Consider the following 16,279-nt stretch of genomic DNA (forward strand, 5'->3'; position numbering starts at 1 on the left):
TCTGATTCCGGTGCCAGTTCCACTGGCCCCGGTTCTCGGTCAGGTTCTGGTTCGGGTGTTCCGGGTTCCTCCGGCGACGGCGGCGACTTCGGTACGGAGCTGGGGGCGCAGGCCGCCCGGTCCCGGGCCGGTGCCGTGCTGCGTGTGCGCGGCCGGGCGGTGGGGGCGGCCCTGCTGCCCGCCGCCGCGGCCGTCGTGCTGCTGGCCGGCGGGGTCACCGGGCGCCTGACGGGCGCGGGCTGGGACGCGGCCCGCTGGGCCGTCTCCGGGGTCGCCCTGGTGGTGCTGCTGGTGGGGCTCGTGGTCGCCGCCGTCGTCGCGCGGGCCCGGCCCGCCGTGACGCCCACGGTGGAGCTGAGCGAGGAGTCCGCGCCCGATCTCTACCGGCTCGTACGGGACCTGGCCGCGCGGCTCGACGTGCCCGCGCCCTCCGCGATAGCCCTCACGCCGGACTGCGACAGCTGGCTGGAGGACCGCTCGCACCCCTCGGTGAGCAAGAGCGACGCCGAGTCCATACGCGGCGGGACCGCCCCGGTGCTGGTCATCGGGTCGCCCTTCCTGTGGTGGATGCGGGTCGCCGAGCTGCGCGCCGTCCTCGCCCCGGTCGTCGCCGGTACGGGACCCTCCGCGCACCCGGACATAGCCGCCGCCCGCCGTTTCGTACGGGGTCTGGACGCGGCCGTCGCGATCGCCGCCAAGCCCGGCCAGGGCGTCGTGCGCCGCATCGCCCTCCTTCCGCTCGGGCGGATCGCCCGGCTGCTCCTCGGCGCCTGCCGCGAGCACATCACGCAGCTGGAGCGGGGCGTCGCCGCCGCCGCCTCCGAGCGGGCACAGGCTGTGGACTACGGGCTGCGGATCGTCGCCCAGGAGCAGGTCGGCCTCGCCTACGCGGGCTGGGACCGCCTGCTGACCCGGGTCGCGCTGCCCGCCTGGCGGATGGGCCGCTGGCCCTCCCGGCTGGACGCCGGGGTCGTCTCCGCCCTCACCGAACTCTCCCGCCGCGACCGCCTCGCCGACGGCTTCGCCTCCCGGCTCGGCGAGCGGCCCGCCTGCGACCTCCTGGAGGAGCCGGGCGCCGTCGACGAGGCCGCCTCGCTGCTGGCGGCCCGGCTGTTCCACGGCGGGCCCGCGACCCCCGGACCCGACTGGTCGCCGGTCGACTGGCAGGCGTACCCCGAAGAAGTCGTCGACCGGAAGTGGCGCACCGAGGCCGCCCGCCTGCACCGCGTGCTCGACCGCCTCGGCGTCCGCCGCACCGGCGGCGACCGTACGGGCCCCACGCTGGCCCGCGTCATGGACCACCTCGCCGCCGAGGCCATAGCCCTCACCGGCGCCCCGGGCCCCGACGACGGCCGCAGCGACCAGGAGCGCACGGACGCCCTCGCCGCCGGGATCACGGCCGAGGCCGCCCGCGAGGAGGCCGCCGCGCCGACCCCGGTGCCGGTGGCGCTGGGGGACGGCCAGGAGTTCATGGACGGCGGCGCCTGGGACGGGGACCCGCTGCCCGTCTTCCCCATCCAGCCGCCCCGCACCGGCCGCGACCTGCTCGCCGACCACGTCACCGCGATGGTCTGCTGCGCGGCGGTGGACACGGCGGGCGCGGCACCCGGCCTGGACTGGCTGGACGGCCCGTCCCTGCTGGTCGAGGGCGTCCGGCGGAGCGACCTGGCGGGCCCGGTCCTCAGCCTCGTCGAGGACGGCGACCCCGGCCCGCTGCGCGACTGGCTCGCCGAACTGGGCGTCCGCCCGGAGAAGCCGGTGCGCCTGGTGTGACCCCCAAGACCCCAGGACCCCAGGACCCCGGGACCCCAGGCCCCCAGGACCCCCAGGCCCCTCCGCTGCGCACGCCAGCCGCCGCGCCGCGAAGTCCCACGAACGGAGTACCAAGTTCCGGTTCACGCCAATTCGCGACGAACGGTGACGGAGTGCGTGCTTTATGTGATGTGCTGGGCTCTTGGAGCTGACAGCTGACGTACCACTGTTGTCACGGACGCCGATGCGGCCCGTGGTGCCGGAGGGAACCCAGGGAGGGGCGTGACGTGGCGCCGGAGCAGAATCGCTGGGACTCGGGGGCGCTCGCGCACGCCGTGTCGGATCCCTTCGGGCAGGGCCCCCTGCCCTGGCTGCGCGGCGGCGACCAGTACTTCGACGCCGACGGCACGGTCGTCCCCTGGTACGCGGACCTGGACCCGGCCACCGGCGCCAAGGTCCCGCCGCCCCGGCGCACCTCGGGCCCCCGCGCCGCCGACGACGTGAACTGCCAGATCAAGGGCTTCACGTCCTCCGGCTCCGTCCAGCCCGGCGGTGCCGTTGACTTCCACGTCACGGTCAATCCGCCGCAGGAATTCTCGGTCTACGTCTACCGGATCGGCCACTACAGCGGCGCCGGCGCCCAGAAGGTCGACACCAGCCCCCGCCTCTCCGGCATCGTCCAGCCCGCCCCCCTCACTGTCGACCGCACGGTCTCCTGCCACCACTGGTGGCAGTCCTGGCGGCTCCAGATCCCCTCGTACTGGAGCCTCGGTGCGTACGTCGCCGTGCTGACCAGCGCCGACGGCCACCGCACCCACGTCCCCTTCACCGTCCGCGACGACCGCCCCGCCGACTTCCTGCTGCTCCTGCCGGACGTCACATGGCAGGCGTACAACCTCTTTCCCGAGGACGGCCGCACGGGCGCCAGCCTCTACCACGCCTGGGACGAGAACGGCCGGCTGCTGGGCGAGGAGCAGGCCGCCACCACCGTCTCCTTCGACCGCCCCTACGCGGGCCAGGGCCTTCCGCTGCACGTGGGGCACGCGTACGACTTCATCCGCTGGGCCGAGCGCTACGGCTACGACCTCGCCTACGCCGACGCCCGCGACCTGCACGCCGGCCGCGTCGACACCTCCCGCTACCGGGGCCTGATCTTCCCCGGCCACGACGAGTACTGGTCGGTGCCCATGCGCCGCGCCGCCGAGCAGGCCCGCGACGAGGGCACCTCCCTGGTCTTCCTCTCCGCCAACACCATGTACTGGCAGGTCGAGCTGGGCCCCGCCCCCTCCGGCGTCCCCGACCGCCTGCTGTCCTGCCGCAAGCGCCGGGGCCCCGGAAAGCCCGCCCTGTGGCGCGAGGTCGACAAGCCCGAGCAGCAGCTGATGGGCATCCAGTACGCGGGAAGAGTCCCCGAGCCGAGCCCCCTGGTCGTGCGCAACGCCGAGCACTGGCTGTGGGAGGGCACCGGCGCGGGCGAGGGCGACGAGATCGAGGGCCTGGTCGCGGGCGAGGCCGACCGCTACTTCCCGCGCACGGCCCTGCCCGAGCACCGGGGCCGCATCCTGCTCGCCCACTCCCCGTACCGCGACGGCGAGGGCGCCCTGCGCCACCAGGAGACCTCCCTCTACCGCGCCCCCAGCGGCGCCCTGGTCTTCGCCTCCGGCACCTTCGCCTGGTCCCCGGCCCTCGACCGCCCCGGCCACGTCGACCCCCGCATCCAGAAGGCCACCGCCAACCTCCTGGACCGCATCGCCAAGGGCACCTGAGCCAGAAGGCACCCGGAGCCCGACCGAGGAACACCCCCCACGCACACCCCGTCCGCGCGCCCCGGCCACCCTGACCGGGGACTTCCCCCGCGCATACGGGAGAATCGAGACCGATTGGCCATAACCACGGGGAGGAACCGTGTCCGGATTCGTAGTAAAGCCCGAACCCCAACAGGTGCCGGGCCTGGTACACCTGCACACCGGCAAGGTGCGCGACCTGTACCAGAACGAGGCGGGCGACCTCGTGATGGTCGCCAGCGACCGCACCAGCGCCTTCGACTGGGTGCTGCCCACCGACATCCCCGACAAGGGCCGCATCCTCACCCAGCTCTCGCTGTGGTGGTTCGACCAGCTCGCGGACCTCGTCCCCAACCACGTCCTGTCCACGGACGTGCCCGAGGGAGCCCCCGCAGACTGGGCCGGCCGCACGCTGGTCTGCAAGTCGCTGCGCATGGTCCCCGTCGAGTGCGTCGCCCGCGGCTACCTCACCGGCTCCGGACTGGTCGAGTACAAGGAATCGCGTACGGTCTGCGGCCTCGCCCTCCCCGAGGGCCTGGAGAACGGCTCGGAGCTGCCCGCGCCGATCTTCACGCCCGCCACCAAGGCCGCCGTCGGCGACCACGACGAGAACGTGAGCTACGAGGAGGTCGCCCGCCAGGTCGGCGCCGAGACCGCCGCCCAGCTCCGTCAGGCCACCCTCGCGGTGTACGGCCGGGCCCGCGACATCGCCCGCGACCGGGGCATCATCCTCGCCGACACCAAGTTCGAGTTCGGTTACGAGCCGGCCGCCTCCGGCGACGGCGAGCAACTGGTCATCGCGGACGAGGTCCTCACCCCGGACTCCTCCCGCTTCTGGCCCGCCGACACCTGGCAGCCGGGCCGCGCGCAGAAGTCCTTCGACAAGCAGTTCATCCGCGACTGGCTGTCCTCCGAGGCCTCCGGCTGGGACCCCAAGTCGGAGAACCCGCCGCCCGCCCTCCCGCAGGAGATCGTGGACGCCTCCCGCGCCAAGTACACCGAGGCGTACGAGCGCCTGACCGGCCAGAGCTGGTCGTAGTACGCCGAAGGGGCCCCGGCACAACCCGGGGCCCCACGGCACACAAAGTCACGGCACACGAAGAAGGCCCCGGTCGCAATGACCGGGGCCTTCTTCCTTCTCTGGAGCGGACGACCAGGTTCGAACTGGCGACCTCAACCTTGGCAAGGTTGCGCTCTACCAACTGAGCTACGTCCGCGTTGCGCCGTGGCGCGAGGACAACTATACCCAACCTCGCTCCCGTGCGAGACGCACTGCCGCATGACGGTTCTCCGCCCCCAGTTTCGACGCCGCCGACGACAGGTAGTTCCGTACCGTCCCCTGGCTCAGCGCGGCCCGCTCGGCGATCTCCGCGACCGGCGCCCCGTGCGCCGCCAGCTCCAGCACCTCGGCCTCCCGGGCGGTCAGCGGCGAGTCCCCGGCGGCGATGGCGTCGGCCGCCAACTCCGGGTCCACATAACGGTTTCCGGCTTGTACGGTACGGATGATCTCGGCCAGCCGCTGCGCGCTCACGGTCTTCGGCACGAACCCCCGCACCCCCGCCGCGAGCGCCCGCTTCAGGTGCCCCGGCAGCCCGTGACTGGTCACGATCATGGTCTTGCAGTCGGGCAGTTCGGTGCGCAGCGATGTGGCCACCGCCACACCGTCAAGACCCGGCATCTGGAGATCCAGCACCGCCACGTCCGGCCGGTGCTGGAGCGCCATGGCCAGCGCCTCGGGCCCGGTGGCGGCCTCCGCGACCACCTCCAGGTCGTCCTCCAGCGCGAGCAGCGCGGCCAGCGCCCCCCGGATCAGGTGCTCGTCGTCGGCGAGCAGTACGCGTACGGCGCTCATGCGGCACCCGCCCGCGTGCCCAGGCGCCCCAGGAACCTCGCCGTGCCCGTGCGGGGAGTGCTTGCTTGCGGGGTCATGCCCTCGGCTTCCTTGTCCGTACGTGTGTCCGTGTCGTCCGGGGCGGTCAGCGGGACCTCCGCCCGCACCCGGAACAGGCCGTTCTCCTCGGCCCCGGCGACCAGCGTGCCGCCCACCGCCGCGAGCCGTTCGCGCAGCCCCGCCATGCCCGAGCCGGACGGGCCGACGGCGGCTTCGCCGTTCGCCCCGTCGTTCTCGACGACCAGCACCGCGCGCACCCCGTCCGAGGTCAGGCGCAGGGTGCAGCTCTTGGGATTGCCGTGCCGCAGGACGTTCGTGGTGGTCTCGCGGACCACCCAGCCGAGCGCGGACTGCACCCCGGCGGACAGGTCCGCGGCGAGGCCGTCCTCGACGACGCAGCTGATGCCGGCGGCGGCCAGCACCCCGCGCGCCCCCTCGATCTCGTTGCGCAGATCGGCCTCGCGGTACCCGCGCACGACCGCCCGCACCTCGCGCTGCGACTCCTGCGCGATCCGCTGCACCTCCGCCATCTGCGCGACGGCCTCGGGCCTGCCCCGCTCGGCGAGCTGCACCGCCAGCTCGCTCTTCAGCGCGATGACGGCGAGGTTGCGGCCCATCACGTCGTGCAGGTCCCGCCCGAACCGCAGCCGCTCCTCGGCGACGGCGAGCCGGGCCTCGGTGTCGCGGGCCCGGTCGAGCTCCCAGACGGTGGAGACGAACCAGAGCGAGGAGCGGAACGCCGCCAGCCCGTACAGGCCCGCCAGCAGGATCGCGACCACGGTGATCACGGCGACCGGATCGTTCCCGGTGATCACCTGGACGGCCAGCCCCGAGAGCACCGCCGCCGCGAACGTCGCCAGCGTCAGACGGCCGACCGTCGAGAGGGTGAACGCGCACATCGCCACCGGGGTCAGGCCGAGCATCATGACCAGCGTCAGGTCCGCGCCGTCCTTGCCCGCCGCGCCGAAGCCGCCGGTGAGCTGGTACGTCACCGCCAGAGCCGTGAACGCCACACCCAGCGCCAACGCCACCACGGCCGTCCGCCGGGGCGCGGGGTCCCCGTGCCGGTGGTGGGCCATGCCGCGGCTGACGGCGTGCATCGAGAGCACGTTCAGCGCGAAGGCCACCGCGAGCAGCCCCTCGCCGACCCAGGGCGGGCCGTCGCCGCGGGCCAGCCCGGCGACGAGGGGGCCGATGACTCCGAGGAACAGGAACCACGGAATCCCGTACAGCGTGATCCGCATGTACAGGTCCATCTTGGCGGCCCCGCCGCGCCCCCGCCAGAAGCCCTTCATCCCCGTCACCACTCTCTCGAAAGCCGGCCCGCTCCCCGGAAAACGGCCCCCGCCCCAGGTCGGGACGGGGGCCGCGGGCCGGTCCTACCGTCGCGGCTCCCAGCGGAACCGCTTCTTGACCGTGTACGCCGACAGTACGATCCAGGCCGCCGCGATGGCCATCGCACCGAGCCCGCCCGACCAGGTCAGACTGCCGGACCAGCCGCCCCGCATCAGCTCCACCACGGGGGACAGCGGCAGCAGTTCGCAGATCCGGGCGGCGGTGTCGGGCAGTACCTCCAGCGGGAAGATCAGCCCGGAGCCGAACATCGAGACCAGCATGACCGGCGCGACCGTGAGCTGCGAGCTCTCCACCGACTTGGTGAAGGCCGCCGTCGCCGTGGCGAGCAGCGCGGCCAGTGCGATGCCGAAGACGATGCCCACCACCACGAACAGCAGGTTGGACGGCATCTTCACGCCGAGCACCAGGGCCCCCGCCACGATCAGCACCAGGCACTGCACGAGAGCGGTCGCCAGCGCGGCCACCGAGGTGCCCGCCAGGATCTCCAGGTCGCCCGGCTCCCCGGTGCGCAGCCGCTTCAGGACGAGCTCCTCGCGGCGGGCGACGTAGGTGGCGACCAGCGTGGTGTAGATCCCGAAGATCAGGACGTACGCGACCGAGGTGGGGATCACCATCGTGCCGATGGACAGCCCCATCTTGTCGAGGTCCATGCCCCTGGCGGCCGACCAGGACGAGAAGGTCAGGACGATCGGCATCACCAGCACCATGACCAGCGAGGACCTGTTCCGGCCCAGGAGGGTCAGCTCGGCCCTGGCCAGCGTCGCCATGCGGCCCACCGGTGTGGTGCGCGGACCGGCCGACCCCGTCGCGTGCGTGCCCTGCGTCAGTGTCGTCGTGCTCATCGCGCCGCCACCTCTTCCCTCTTCGTCGTGTCCGTCGTCGTCCTCGCGTCCCGGGCGATGTGCAGGAAGGCCTCCTCCAGCGAGGCCGACCGCACGTCGAGCCCGCGCAGCTGCACCCCTGCGGCCTCTGCCCAGACCAGCAGCCCGGTCGCCGACCGCTGGAGCTGTGGAGTGCTCAACTGGACGGTCTTTCCGGTCAGTTGGTGTTCCGTGACACCGAGCTGGCCGAGCGGCGGCAGGTCTCCCATGTGGTAGCCCTCCGGCAGCTCGAAGCTGATCCGCGACGGGTGTGCGGCGACCACCTCGTCCACCCGCCCCTCGGCGGCGATCCGGCCCTCGTGCATGATCGCCAGCCGGTCGGCCAGCTCCTCGGCCTCTTCGAGGTAGTGCGTGGTCAGCAGGACGGTCGTGCCCTGGTCGCGCAGCTCCCGCACCAACTCCCAGGTGGCGTGCCGCCCTTCGGCGTCCAGACCGGTCGTCGGCTCGTCCAGGAAGAGCACCTCGGGCCGCCCGAGCACCGCCATGGCCAGGTCCAGTCGCCGCCGCTCACCGCCGGACAACTGCTTGACCCGTACGGCAAGGCGCTTGCTCAGGCCCACCAGCTCCAGTGCTTCCTCGACCGGACGCGCCCCGCTCGTGCAGCCGGCCCACATCCGCGCGGTCTCCAGCACCGTCAACTGGGCCGGGAATCCGCCCTCCTGGAGCATCACACCCACGCGGGGGCGCACCTTCGCGCGCTCCGTGTACGGGTGGTGCCCCAGGACCCGGACCCGGCCGCCGCTCGGCTCGGCGAGCCCTTCGAGCAGCTCCAGCGTGGAGGTCTTGCCCGCGCCGTTCGTCCCGAGGAGCGCGAAGAGTTCGCCGCGCCCCACGGAGAAGGAGACGGATCGGACGGCTTCGAACCCTCCGGCGTAGGTCCGCCGGAGCCCTTCGACGTCGATGACAAGCTCTGCGTGGGTGGTCATGTCTCAAGGCTCCCGCCGGCCGGGGGCCGGCGGCAGTGCGGGCTGTCATGACTCCCGATGACAAATGTCATGAGCGATCAAGGCCCACACATACGCCCGCATACGCAGAAGGCCCCCGTCGCAATGACGGGGGCCTTCTGACTTCTGGAGCGGACGACCAGGTTCGAACTGGCGACCTCAACCTTGGCAAGGTTGCGCTCTACCAACTGAGCTACGTCCGCAAGGGGTGGTGCGTGGTGTTGCTTGCTCACCCTACCCGATGCTCCGGGGCTTCCGGAAACCGGTTGAGGCGATGCAGAGCGGGTGACAGGAATTGCACACTGCGCCTTCCCCCTGGAAGGGGGATGTTCTGCTACTGAACTACACCCGCACGCTGCGTGAGGCGGGGCCTTGCGGCCTTGCCCTTCGGCGTGCTCCAGACTTTAGCCCAGGTACCGGGGTGCGATGCAAATCGGTTCCGGCCGACCTCGCGGGGGCGGCCCGGACACCTGTCGTTCCGTCAGGAGGCTTCGGCGAACGCCTCGTAGACCTTCTTCGGGATGCGGCCCCTGGCCGGCACCTCCATGCGGTGCGAGCGGGCCCAGGCGCGCACGGCGGCCGGGTCGGGCGCCACCGAGGTGTGCCGGTACACATTGCCCGACTTCGAGTGCTTTCGCGCCGCCGTCACGTAGGGCTTCAGTGCGGCACGCAGTTTCTTTGCATTGGCGGGATTGAGGTCGATCTCGTACGACTTCCCGTCGAGGCCGAAGGTCACCGTTTCCGCTGCTTCTCCTCCGTCGATGTCGTCGAAGAGCGTGACCACAGTGCGTTGAGCCACGGATATCGGTCCTTCCTAGCGGACGAGTACCGGCGCGAGCGCCGATGTCACCGCGCTGACGTGCGGCGATGTCGGCCTTCCGACGGTTTTGAAGCAAGGCGACGGCAATGTTGCTTTCCCTTGTATTCCTTTGTACAGGGGGAGGCATTGCATTGTGAAGCCCAGTCAATTCCGTCCGCGTGTCCGAGGGCAATGAGGGGTGCCGCTTTTTTCCCTGATTTTTCCCCGCGTTGTCGGCGCCGATACCGGAACGTGATCGTTCGAGGGGATATCTACCCGCGTAGAATTTTTGGGCGGGTACGCTGGTGAAACCGCCTTAAGCACCACACCACACCGGGAGTGCCAGTGGCACGCGTCGTAGTCGACGTCATGCTCAAGCCCGAGATCCTCGACCCGCAGGGACAGGCGGTGCAGCGTGCACTGCCCCGTCTCGGCTTCGAAGGAATCGCGGACGTCCGCCAGGGGAAGCGTTTCGAGCTGGAGGTGGAGGGGCCGGTCGACGACGCCGCCCTCACCCGCATCCACGAGATGGCCGAAACGTTCCTCGCCAACACCGTCATCGAGGACTTCACCGTGAGGGTGGAGGAGGAGAAGTGACTTCTCGCATCGGAGTCGTCACCTTCCCCGGCACGCTCGACGACCAGGACGCGCTGCGCGCCGTCCGCCTCGCCGGGGCCGAGCCGGTGTCCCTCTGGCACCGCGACAAGGACCTCCACCAGGTCGACGCGGTGGTCCTCGCCGGAGGGTTCTCCTACGGCGACTACCTGCGGGCCGGCGCCATTTCGCGCTTCTCGCCGGTGATGGACACGATCATCGAGCAGGCGAAGGCCGGTATGCCGGTCCTGGGCATCTGCAACGGCTTCCAGATCCTCACCGAGGCCCACCTGCTGCCCGGCGCGATGCTCCGCAACAACCACCTCCACTTCATCTGCCGCGACCAGAAGCTGCGGGTGGAGAACGCGGAGACCGCCTGGACCCTCGATTACGAGCAGGGCCAGGAGATCTCCGTACCGCTGAAGAACATGGACGGCCGGTACGTCGCCGACGAGCGCACGCTCGACGAGCTGGAGGCGGAGGGCCGGGTGGCGTTCCGCTACCTGGACGGCAACCCCAACGGCTCGCTGCGGGACATCGCCGGGATCACGAACGCGGCGGGCAACGTCGTCGGACTGATGCCGCACCCCGAGCACGCCGTCGAGCCGCTGATCGGTACGGGCCGTACCGACGGGCTCGGGTTCTTCACCTCGATCCTGAAGAAGCTGGTCAACGCCTGATGACGACTGAGCGCAGCGAAGGCGCAATCAAGCACAGCCTGGACACCGTCAAGCACGCGAGCGAGACCCCCGAGGTCGAGCAGCCCTGGAAGGAACTCGGCCTCAAGGAGGACGAGTACGCCAAGATCCGCGAGATCCTCGGCCGCCGTCCCACCGGCGCCGAGCTCGCCATGTACTCCGTGATGTGGTCCGAGCACTGCTCCTACAAGAGCAGCAAGGTCCACCTCAAGCAGTTCGGCGAGAAGGTCCCCGCCAACGACGCCATGCTCGTCGGGATCGGCGAGAACGCCGGTGTCGTCGACGTCGGCCAGGGTTACGCGGTCACCTTCAAGGTCGAGTCGCACAACCACCCCTCGTACATCGAGCCCTACCAGGGCGCGGCCACCGGCGTCGGCGGCATCGTCCGCGACATCCTCGCCATGGGCGCGCGTCCGGTCGCGGTCGTCGACCCGCTGCGCTTCGGCGCGGCCGACCACCCCGACACCAAGCGCGTCCTGCCGGGCGTCGTCGCGGGCATCGGCGGCTACGGAAACTGCCTCGGCCTGCCGAACATCGGCGGCGAGGTCGTCTTCGACGCCTGCTACCAGGGCAACCCCCTCGTGAACGCCGGCTGCATCGGCGTCATGAAGCACGAGGACATTCACCTCGCGCAGGCGTCGGGCCCGGGCAACAAGGTCATCCTGTACGGCGCCCGCACGGGCGGCGACGGCATCGGCGGCGTCTCGGTCCTCGCCTCCGAGACCTTCGACGACGCGAAGCCGACGAAGCGCCCCGCCGTCCAGGTCGGCGACCCCTTCCAGGAGAAGCTCCTCATCGAGTGCACCCTGGAGATCTTCAAGGAGAAGCTGGTCGCGGGCATCCAGGACCTGGGCGGCGCCGGACTCTCCTGCGCCACTTCGGAGTTGGCCTCGGCCGGTTCCGGGGGCATGCGGGTCGAGCTGGACACCGTACCGCTGCGTGATGCGACGCTCTCGCCCGAGGAAATCCTCATGAGCGAGTCGCAGGAGCGCATGTGCGCGATCGTCGAGCCGCAGCACGTGGACCGCTTCCTGGAGATCTGCGAGAAGTGGGACGTCATCGCCACCGTCATCGGTGAGGTGACCGAGGGCTCGCAGCTGGAGATCTTCTGGCACGGCGAGCAGATCGTGGACGTACCGCCGCGGTCCGTGGCCCACGAGGGCCCGACCTACCACCGGCCGTACGCCCGTCCCTCCTGGCAGGACGCCCTCCAGGCGGACGACGCGAACAAGCTGCCGCGCCCGGCCACTTCGGAGGAACTGCGCGAGCAGGTCCTCAAGCTGGTCGCCTCGCCCAACCAGGCCTCCAAGGCGTGGATCACGGAGCAGTACGACCGCTTCGTGCAGGGCAACACGGTGCTGGCCATGCCCGAGGACGCGGGCATGGTGCGCATCGACGCGGAGACCGGTCTCGGCGTCACGATGGCTACGGACGGCAACGGGCGTTACGCCAAGCTGGACCCGTACACGGGCGCGCAGTTGGCGCTCGCCGAGTCGTACCGGAACGTCGCGACGACCGGTGCGAAGCCGCTCGCGATCTCGGACTGCCTCAACTTCGGTTCCCCCGAGGACCCGGACGTGATGTGGCAGTTCGCGGAGGCCACGCGCGGTCTCGCGGACGGCTGCCTGGAACTGGGCACCCCGGTCACCGGCGGCAACGTCTCCCTCTACAACCAGACCGGTGAGACGGCGATCCACCCGACGCCCGTCGTCGCGGTCCTCGGTGTGATCGACGACGTCGCACGCCGTACGCCGATGGCCTTCGCGCAGGAGGGCCAGCTCCTCTACCTCCTCGGTGACACCCACGAGGAACTGGGCGGCTCCGCCTGGTCGGAGGTCGTGCACGGCCACCTCGGCGGCATGCCGCCGAAGGTCGACCTGGCACGCGAGAAGCTGCTCGCGGAGATCCTGATCTCGGCGTCGCGCGACGGCATGGTCGACGCCGCCCACGACCTTTCGGACGGTGGCCTCATCCAGGCCGTCACCGAGTCCTGCCTGCGCGGCGGGAAGGGTGCGCGGCTGGTGGTCCCGGACGGGCTCGACCCGTTCGTCTTCCTCTTCTCGGAGTCGGCGGGCCGTGCGGTCGTGTCGATCCCGCGGAGCGAGGAGCTCCGCTTCAACGACATGTGCGGGGCGCGCGGTCTGCCGGTCACGCGCATCGGTGTCGTGGACGGTACGGACATCGAGGTCCAGGGCCAGTTCAGCATCCCGCTGAGCGAGCTGAAGGACGCGCACGAGGCGACGATTCCGGGTCTGCTGGCCTGAGTTCGCGCGGAGTGAGTCTCGTATGAGTGCGGCCCCGCCCGGGGAGACCGGGACGGGGCCGCATCCGTAGGTGTCCGGGCGCGTGGTCATAATGCGCGGGTGAGTGATCAATTTCCTTCTCCCGTACGGCTTCCGGGTGCGCGTATACCCGAGGGTGCGGCCCTCTGGCGGTCCGCCGACGCCAGGCGCTGGCCGGCGGCGGTGTCCGCGCGGTGGTGGGCGCGGCCGGTGTGGGCGCTGGTGGTGCTGGGGCTGGCGGGGGTGGTGGTGTGGTTGCTGCCGTTGCCGGAGGCGGAGCGGGTCGCCTTCGGGGTGTTCGGGGCGGTGCCGGACGGGGTGGTCTATCGGGGGTCGTACGTCCCGATGAGGGAGTCCCATGTGCTCGTCTCGACCTACGCCGGGGAATTCACCGGGGACGGTTCCTGGTCCTTCGGGACCCTCTGGGCGTGGGTGCTGCCCACGGTGTTCCAGGGGCTCGTGCTGCTGGAGGCGTACTGGATCTGGCGTCGCCCCGCCCTCGCGCTCGGCGTGCTCGCCCCGCTGACCGCCGCCGCACTGTTCCTCGACGAGGGGATGGCGGACACGGTTCCGGCCGCGCGGATCATGGTCGGGGCGGTGGCCGTTCTGGTCGGGCTGCACCTGCTGCACCGGGTCCGGGCGCGGTCACGGCAGCGGGCGCTGGTGGTGGAGGCTGCCGGTGCGGAGCGCCATCCGGTGCCTGATGTGCCGGTGCGTGGCCGTCCGTGGTTGGTGCCGGGCGCGGGGGCGGTGCTGCTCGCGGTGGCGGTGTACGTCTGGGCGAGTGACTGGTGGGCGGCGGAGTCGAAGTGGGTGTTCCTGGTCGCCGGCACCCTCGGCACCGGCCTGCTGGTCCATGCCCTGGCCGAGTGGCGTGCCGCCGTACGTCTGCGCCGCAGTCCCCAGCCCGTCCTGCGGGTCCTGGTGCGGGAGGACGTGGACGGCAGGACCCTGGTGTACGCCGCCGACGACACGGCCGGGGCCGAGCCGCTGCTCGGTTTCCGGGGGCGGGGCGGGTACGCGGGCGGGTCGGCCGGGCGGCCCGAGGGCCTCGGGCCGCGCCCGCTGCGGGAGGCCGTTCTGTACGGAATTCCCGCTTCCGGCTCGGAGTTGGTGTGCGTGGGCGCGGTCGACGGGCCCGAGGGGCGGGTCGAGGTGGTGCGGGGGGCGGCGGGCCGCCCGGAGCGTACGACTCGTACAAGAAGAGTGGAGAGGGACAACAGCACCGTGGAGAACGTCGCGTCGGGGAGCGGGGTCCGGCAGTGGGCCGCCGGGACGGTCGGGCGGGGGCTGGGGGTGTTCTTCCTGGTCATGTCGGCGGGGGCGGTGTTCAACCTGCTGACGGGGGAGATGTCCCTGTCGTGGTGGATGGCGGTGGTCTCGCTGCCGTTCTGGCTGACGGCCGCCGCGACGGCGCTCAACTGGCGGGTGACCGCCGACCGTTCGGGGGTCTGGGTGGCGGGGGCCTGGCGGGTGAAGCTGGTGCGCTGGGAGGAGATCGAGAAGGTCGACACCGCCAATGACAGCTTCGTACTGCGCGGGGGTGAGGGCGAGGGCGTCGCGCTGCGCCCCACCGGGTGGACGCGGCTGGACCACCGCACCGCCGCCGGGCACACGGCCGGGCATGCGGCGGAGGCGGTGCGCGCGATGCTGGCCGACCCGGGGCTGCGGCCCACGCGGGAGAGCACGACGGCGGAACAGGGGATGCCGCTGGGGCCGGTGCTGGTGGCGGGGGTGCTGGCGTTGGGGGCGTGCGTGTACTGGTTGTTCTGAGGGGTGGCGACGGGGCGATCAACTCCCGGGACAGGGAGCGGTTGTCGCACCGATACTTCGCACATGACCAGTCCTGTTCCGATACCTCCGCGCTCCACCCTGCCTCCGGCCGCGCAGGCCCCCGACGCCGTGTCCTGGAGCAGTGAGGACGCCCGCGCGTGGCGTGCCGAGGGCGTGCCGTGGTGGGCGCGGCCGCGCGTGGTGTCGTGGGGGCTGGCATTGTTCCTGCTGGCGGGCGCGGTCTTTCTCGTTGCCGCCGACACTGCTTACGTGTGCACGGAGGCGGCCCCGTGCGGGACCGACTGGGCCGGCTATCTGGTGCTGGCCTTCTTCGTCGTGCTCCCGTACTGCTGTCTCCGGCTGCCCGGGGTCGCCCTCTGGCTGCTCCCCGCGGTCCCGGTGCTCATACTGACGGGCAGGCCCGACGTCACCACGGAAGACCTACAGGCCGACCTGATCGGCGAAGGGCTGATGACGGCCGGTTCACTGCTCGCCCTCGTCGCGGTGATCGTGCGCCTGCGGGCCCGACGCCGTCAGCGTGCGCTGTTCCTGAAGGCGGCGCAGGGGCGTACCGCGCCGCTGCCCAAGGGGTTCGGCCGCGACGGCAGGGCGGTCCGCAGGCTGTGGGCCGCAACCGCACTGCTGGTGGTGGCCGGTGGGCTTCTGGCCTGGGGTGCGCTCGCCACGTCGGCCTCCGACGCCCGGGACGCGAAGGCCACCCGTACGGTCGCGACCGTCCTCGAAACGGTCGACCTGGACGAGGACGACGGCGGAACGGTGCGCGTGCGGACGGCGGACGGCAGGGAGCGGACCCTGTCCTCGCTGTACCCGCTGGAGCACCCCGTGGGCTCGCGGGTGACCGTACTGAGCGACGAGGGCCCACCGCGCCTGGCCGCTGAAGGCTACGACGCCGTCGGCCAGCAGATGGGCGCGCTGCCCTTCCTGGTCACCGGTGTTCTCCTGCTGGCCAAGGGCCTCCAACTGCACCTGGCGCGGCGGGCACTGCGCAGGGGTGAGCAGCCGGTGCTGCGGGTGTTCGCGGCGGGGCACTTCACGTGGCAGCGGTTGTACGCGGCCACCGACACGGAGCTGACGGGGCCGGCCGTCGACTGTACGGCGCTCGCGTACGGCGAATTGCTGTGGGTGGTCGGGGAGCCTCAGGAGGAGCCCGACGAGGAGGGCGCGGAGGGCGTGGAGGGCGAGGAGGGCGTGGAGAACGACGACGAGGAGGACCTCGGCGAACACCCCGCCTGGTGCGGAGAGGCGGTCGTGTACGGCGTCCTGGCCGAGGGCGCCGAGATCGCCGTTCTCCAGTCCTGTCTGCCCCTGCTGGACTTGGTGGACCTGCGGTCCCCCGGCGATCCGGTGGACGCCGCCGAGCGTGAGAACGCGCTGGTCGTCGCCATGACGGTGGGCGGGAGCAACAGCCGCGAGGGGGCGAACCTGGCGGCGGCCGTGGTCGGTGGTCTGCTGTGACGGCGGCTCTCTGACGGCAGCCGTTGTCAGACCCTGCCTCTAACCTCGA

At 71.6% G+C, this 16,279-nt stretch carries 13 protein-coding genes and 3 tRNA genes; 8 read left to right on the plus strand and 8 right to left on the minus strand.

Annotated elements, in window-relative coordinates; genetic code table 11:
• Positions 1-135: 135 nt before the first annotated feature.
• From IE269_RS11250 to IE269_RS11260, 3 genes are all read left to right on the plus strand, one after another.
• A complete protein-coding gene (locus IE269_RS11250) occupies positions 136-1,773 on the plus strand; it encodes a M48 family metalloprotease (protein WP_229897536.1) in 1,638 nt (545 codons plus the stop codon).
• A gap of 266 nt (positions 1,774-2,039) precedes the next feature.
• Complete coding sequence (locus IE269_RS11255) at positions 2,040-3,518, plus strand: N,N-dimethylformamidase beta subunit family domain-containing protein (RefSeq protein ID WP_189822688.1); 1,479 nt, start codon at positions 2,040-2,042, stop codon at positions 3,516-3,518.
• 139 nt (positions 3,519-3,657) lie between these two features.
• Positions 3,658-4,575 carry a phosphoribosylaminoimidazolesuccinocarboxamide synthase gene (locus IE269_RS11260; RefSeq protein WP_189822689.1) on the plus strand — a complete coding sequence of 306 codons (918 nt, stop codon included), beginning with the start codon at positions 3,658-3,660 and terminating at the stop codon, positions 4,573-4,575.
• 102 nt (positions 4,576-4,677) lie between these two features.
• On the opposite strand, the gene IE269_RS11265 is transcribed toward IE269_RS11260, so the two are convergent.
• The 8 genes from IE269_RS11265 to IE269_RS11300 form a co-directional block, all read right to left on the minus strand.
• Positions 4,678-4,753 (minus strand) — tRNA-Gly (locus IE269_RS11265).
• 23 nt (positions 4,754-4,776) lie between these two features.
• A complete protein-coding gene (locus IE269_RS11270) occupies positions 4,777-5,388 on the minus strand; it encodes a response regulator transcription factor (protein ID WP_189822690.1) in 612 nt (203 codons plus the stop codon).
• Positions 5,385-6,722 carry a sensor histidine kinase gene (locus tag IE269_RS11275; protein ID WP_229897569.1) on the minus strand — a complete coding sequence of 446 codons (1,338 nt, stop codon included), beginning with the start codon at positions 6,720-6,722 and terminating at the stop codon, positions 5,385-5,387. The genes IE269_RS11270 and IE269_RS11275 overlap by 4 nt, the downstream gene beginning before the upstream one ends.
• Positions 6,723-6,806: 84 nt before the next feature.
• A complete protein-coding gene (locus IE269_RS11280) occupies positions 6,807-7,625 on the minus strand; it encodes an ABC transporter permease (protein WP_189822691.1) in 819 nt (272 codons plus the stop codon).
• Positions 7,622-8,590 carry an ABC transporter ATP-binding protein gene (locus IE269_RS11285; protein WP_189822692.1) on the minus strand — a complete coding sequence of 323 codons (969 nt, stop codon included), beginning with the start codon at positions 8,588-8,590 and terminating at the stop codon, positions 7,622-7,624. The genes IE269_RS11280 and IE269_RS11285 overlap by 4 nt, the downstream gene beginning before the upstream one ends.
• Before the next feature lie 145 nt (positions 8,591-8,735).
• Positions 8,736-8,811: transfer RNA gene (locus IE269_RS11290), tRNA-Gly, on the minus strand.
• Between the two features lie 77 nt (positions 8,812-8,888).
• Positions 8,889-8,960: transfer RNA gene (locus IE269_RS11295), tRNA-Gly, on the minus strand.
• A 129-nt stretch (positions 8,961-9,089) separates the two neighbouring features.
• A complete protein-coding gene (locus tag IE269_RS11300; protein ID WP_189822693.1) occupies positions 9,090-9,407 on the minus strand; it encodes a histone-like nucleoid-structuring protein Lsr2 in 318 nt (105 codons plus the stop codon).
• Between the two features lie 345 nt (positions 9,408-9,752).
• Between IE269_RS11300 and purS the strand changes: the two genes are divergently transcribed.
• The 5 genes from purS (at position 9,753) to IE269_RS11325 (ending at position 16,230) form a co-directional block, all read left to right on the plus strand.
• Positions 9,753-10,004 (plus strand): phosphoribosylformylglycinamidine synthase subunit PurS, encoded by a 252-nt coding sequence (gene purS, locus IE269_RS11305; RefSeq protein ID WP_189822694.1) that lies wholly within the window; start codon positions 9,753-9,755, stop codon positions 10,002-10,004.
• A complete protein-coding gene (purQ, locus tag IE269_RS11310; protein ID WP_189822695.1) occupies positions 10,001-10,681 on the plus strand; it encodes a phosphoribosylformylglycinamidine synthase subunit PurQ in 681 nt (226 codons plus the stop codon). Before purS ends, purQ begins: the two co-directional genes overlap by 4 nt.
• A complete protein-coding gene (gene purL, locus IE269_RS11315; RefSeq protein WP_189822696.1) occupies positions 10,681-12,963 on the plus strand; it encodes a phosphoribosylformylglycinamidine synthase subunit PurL in 2,283 nt (760 codons plus the stop codon). The genes purQ and purL overlap by 1 nt, the downstream gene beginning before the upstream one ends.
• A gap of 201 nt (positions 12,964-13,164) precedes the next feature.
• Entirely contained in the window at positions 13,165-14,754 is a 1,590-nt protein-coding gene (locus IE269_RS11320; RefSeq protein ID WP_189822697.1) for a hypothetical protein, read from the plus strand.
• Positions 14,755-14,817: 63 nt separating this feature from the next.
• Positions 14,818-16,230 carry a hypothetical protein gene (locus tag IE269_RS11325; RefSeq protein ID WP_189822698.1) on the plus strand — a complete coding sequence of 471 codons (1,413 nt, stop codon included), beginning with the start codon at positions 14,818-14,820 and terminating at the stop codon, positions 16,228-16,230.
• The last annotated feature ends 49 nt before the right edge of the window (positions 16,231-16,279 follow it).

The sequence above is a fragment of the Streptomyces spiroverticillatus genome (genome assembly GCA_014650415.1).
In the GTDB taxonomy this organism is placed as follows: domain Bacteria; phylum Actinomycetota; class Actinomycetes; order Streptomycetales; family Streptomycetaceae; genus Streptomyces; species Streptomyces spiroverticillatus.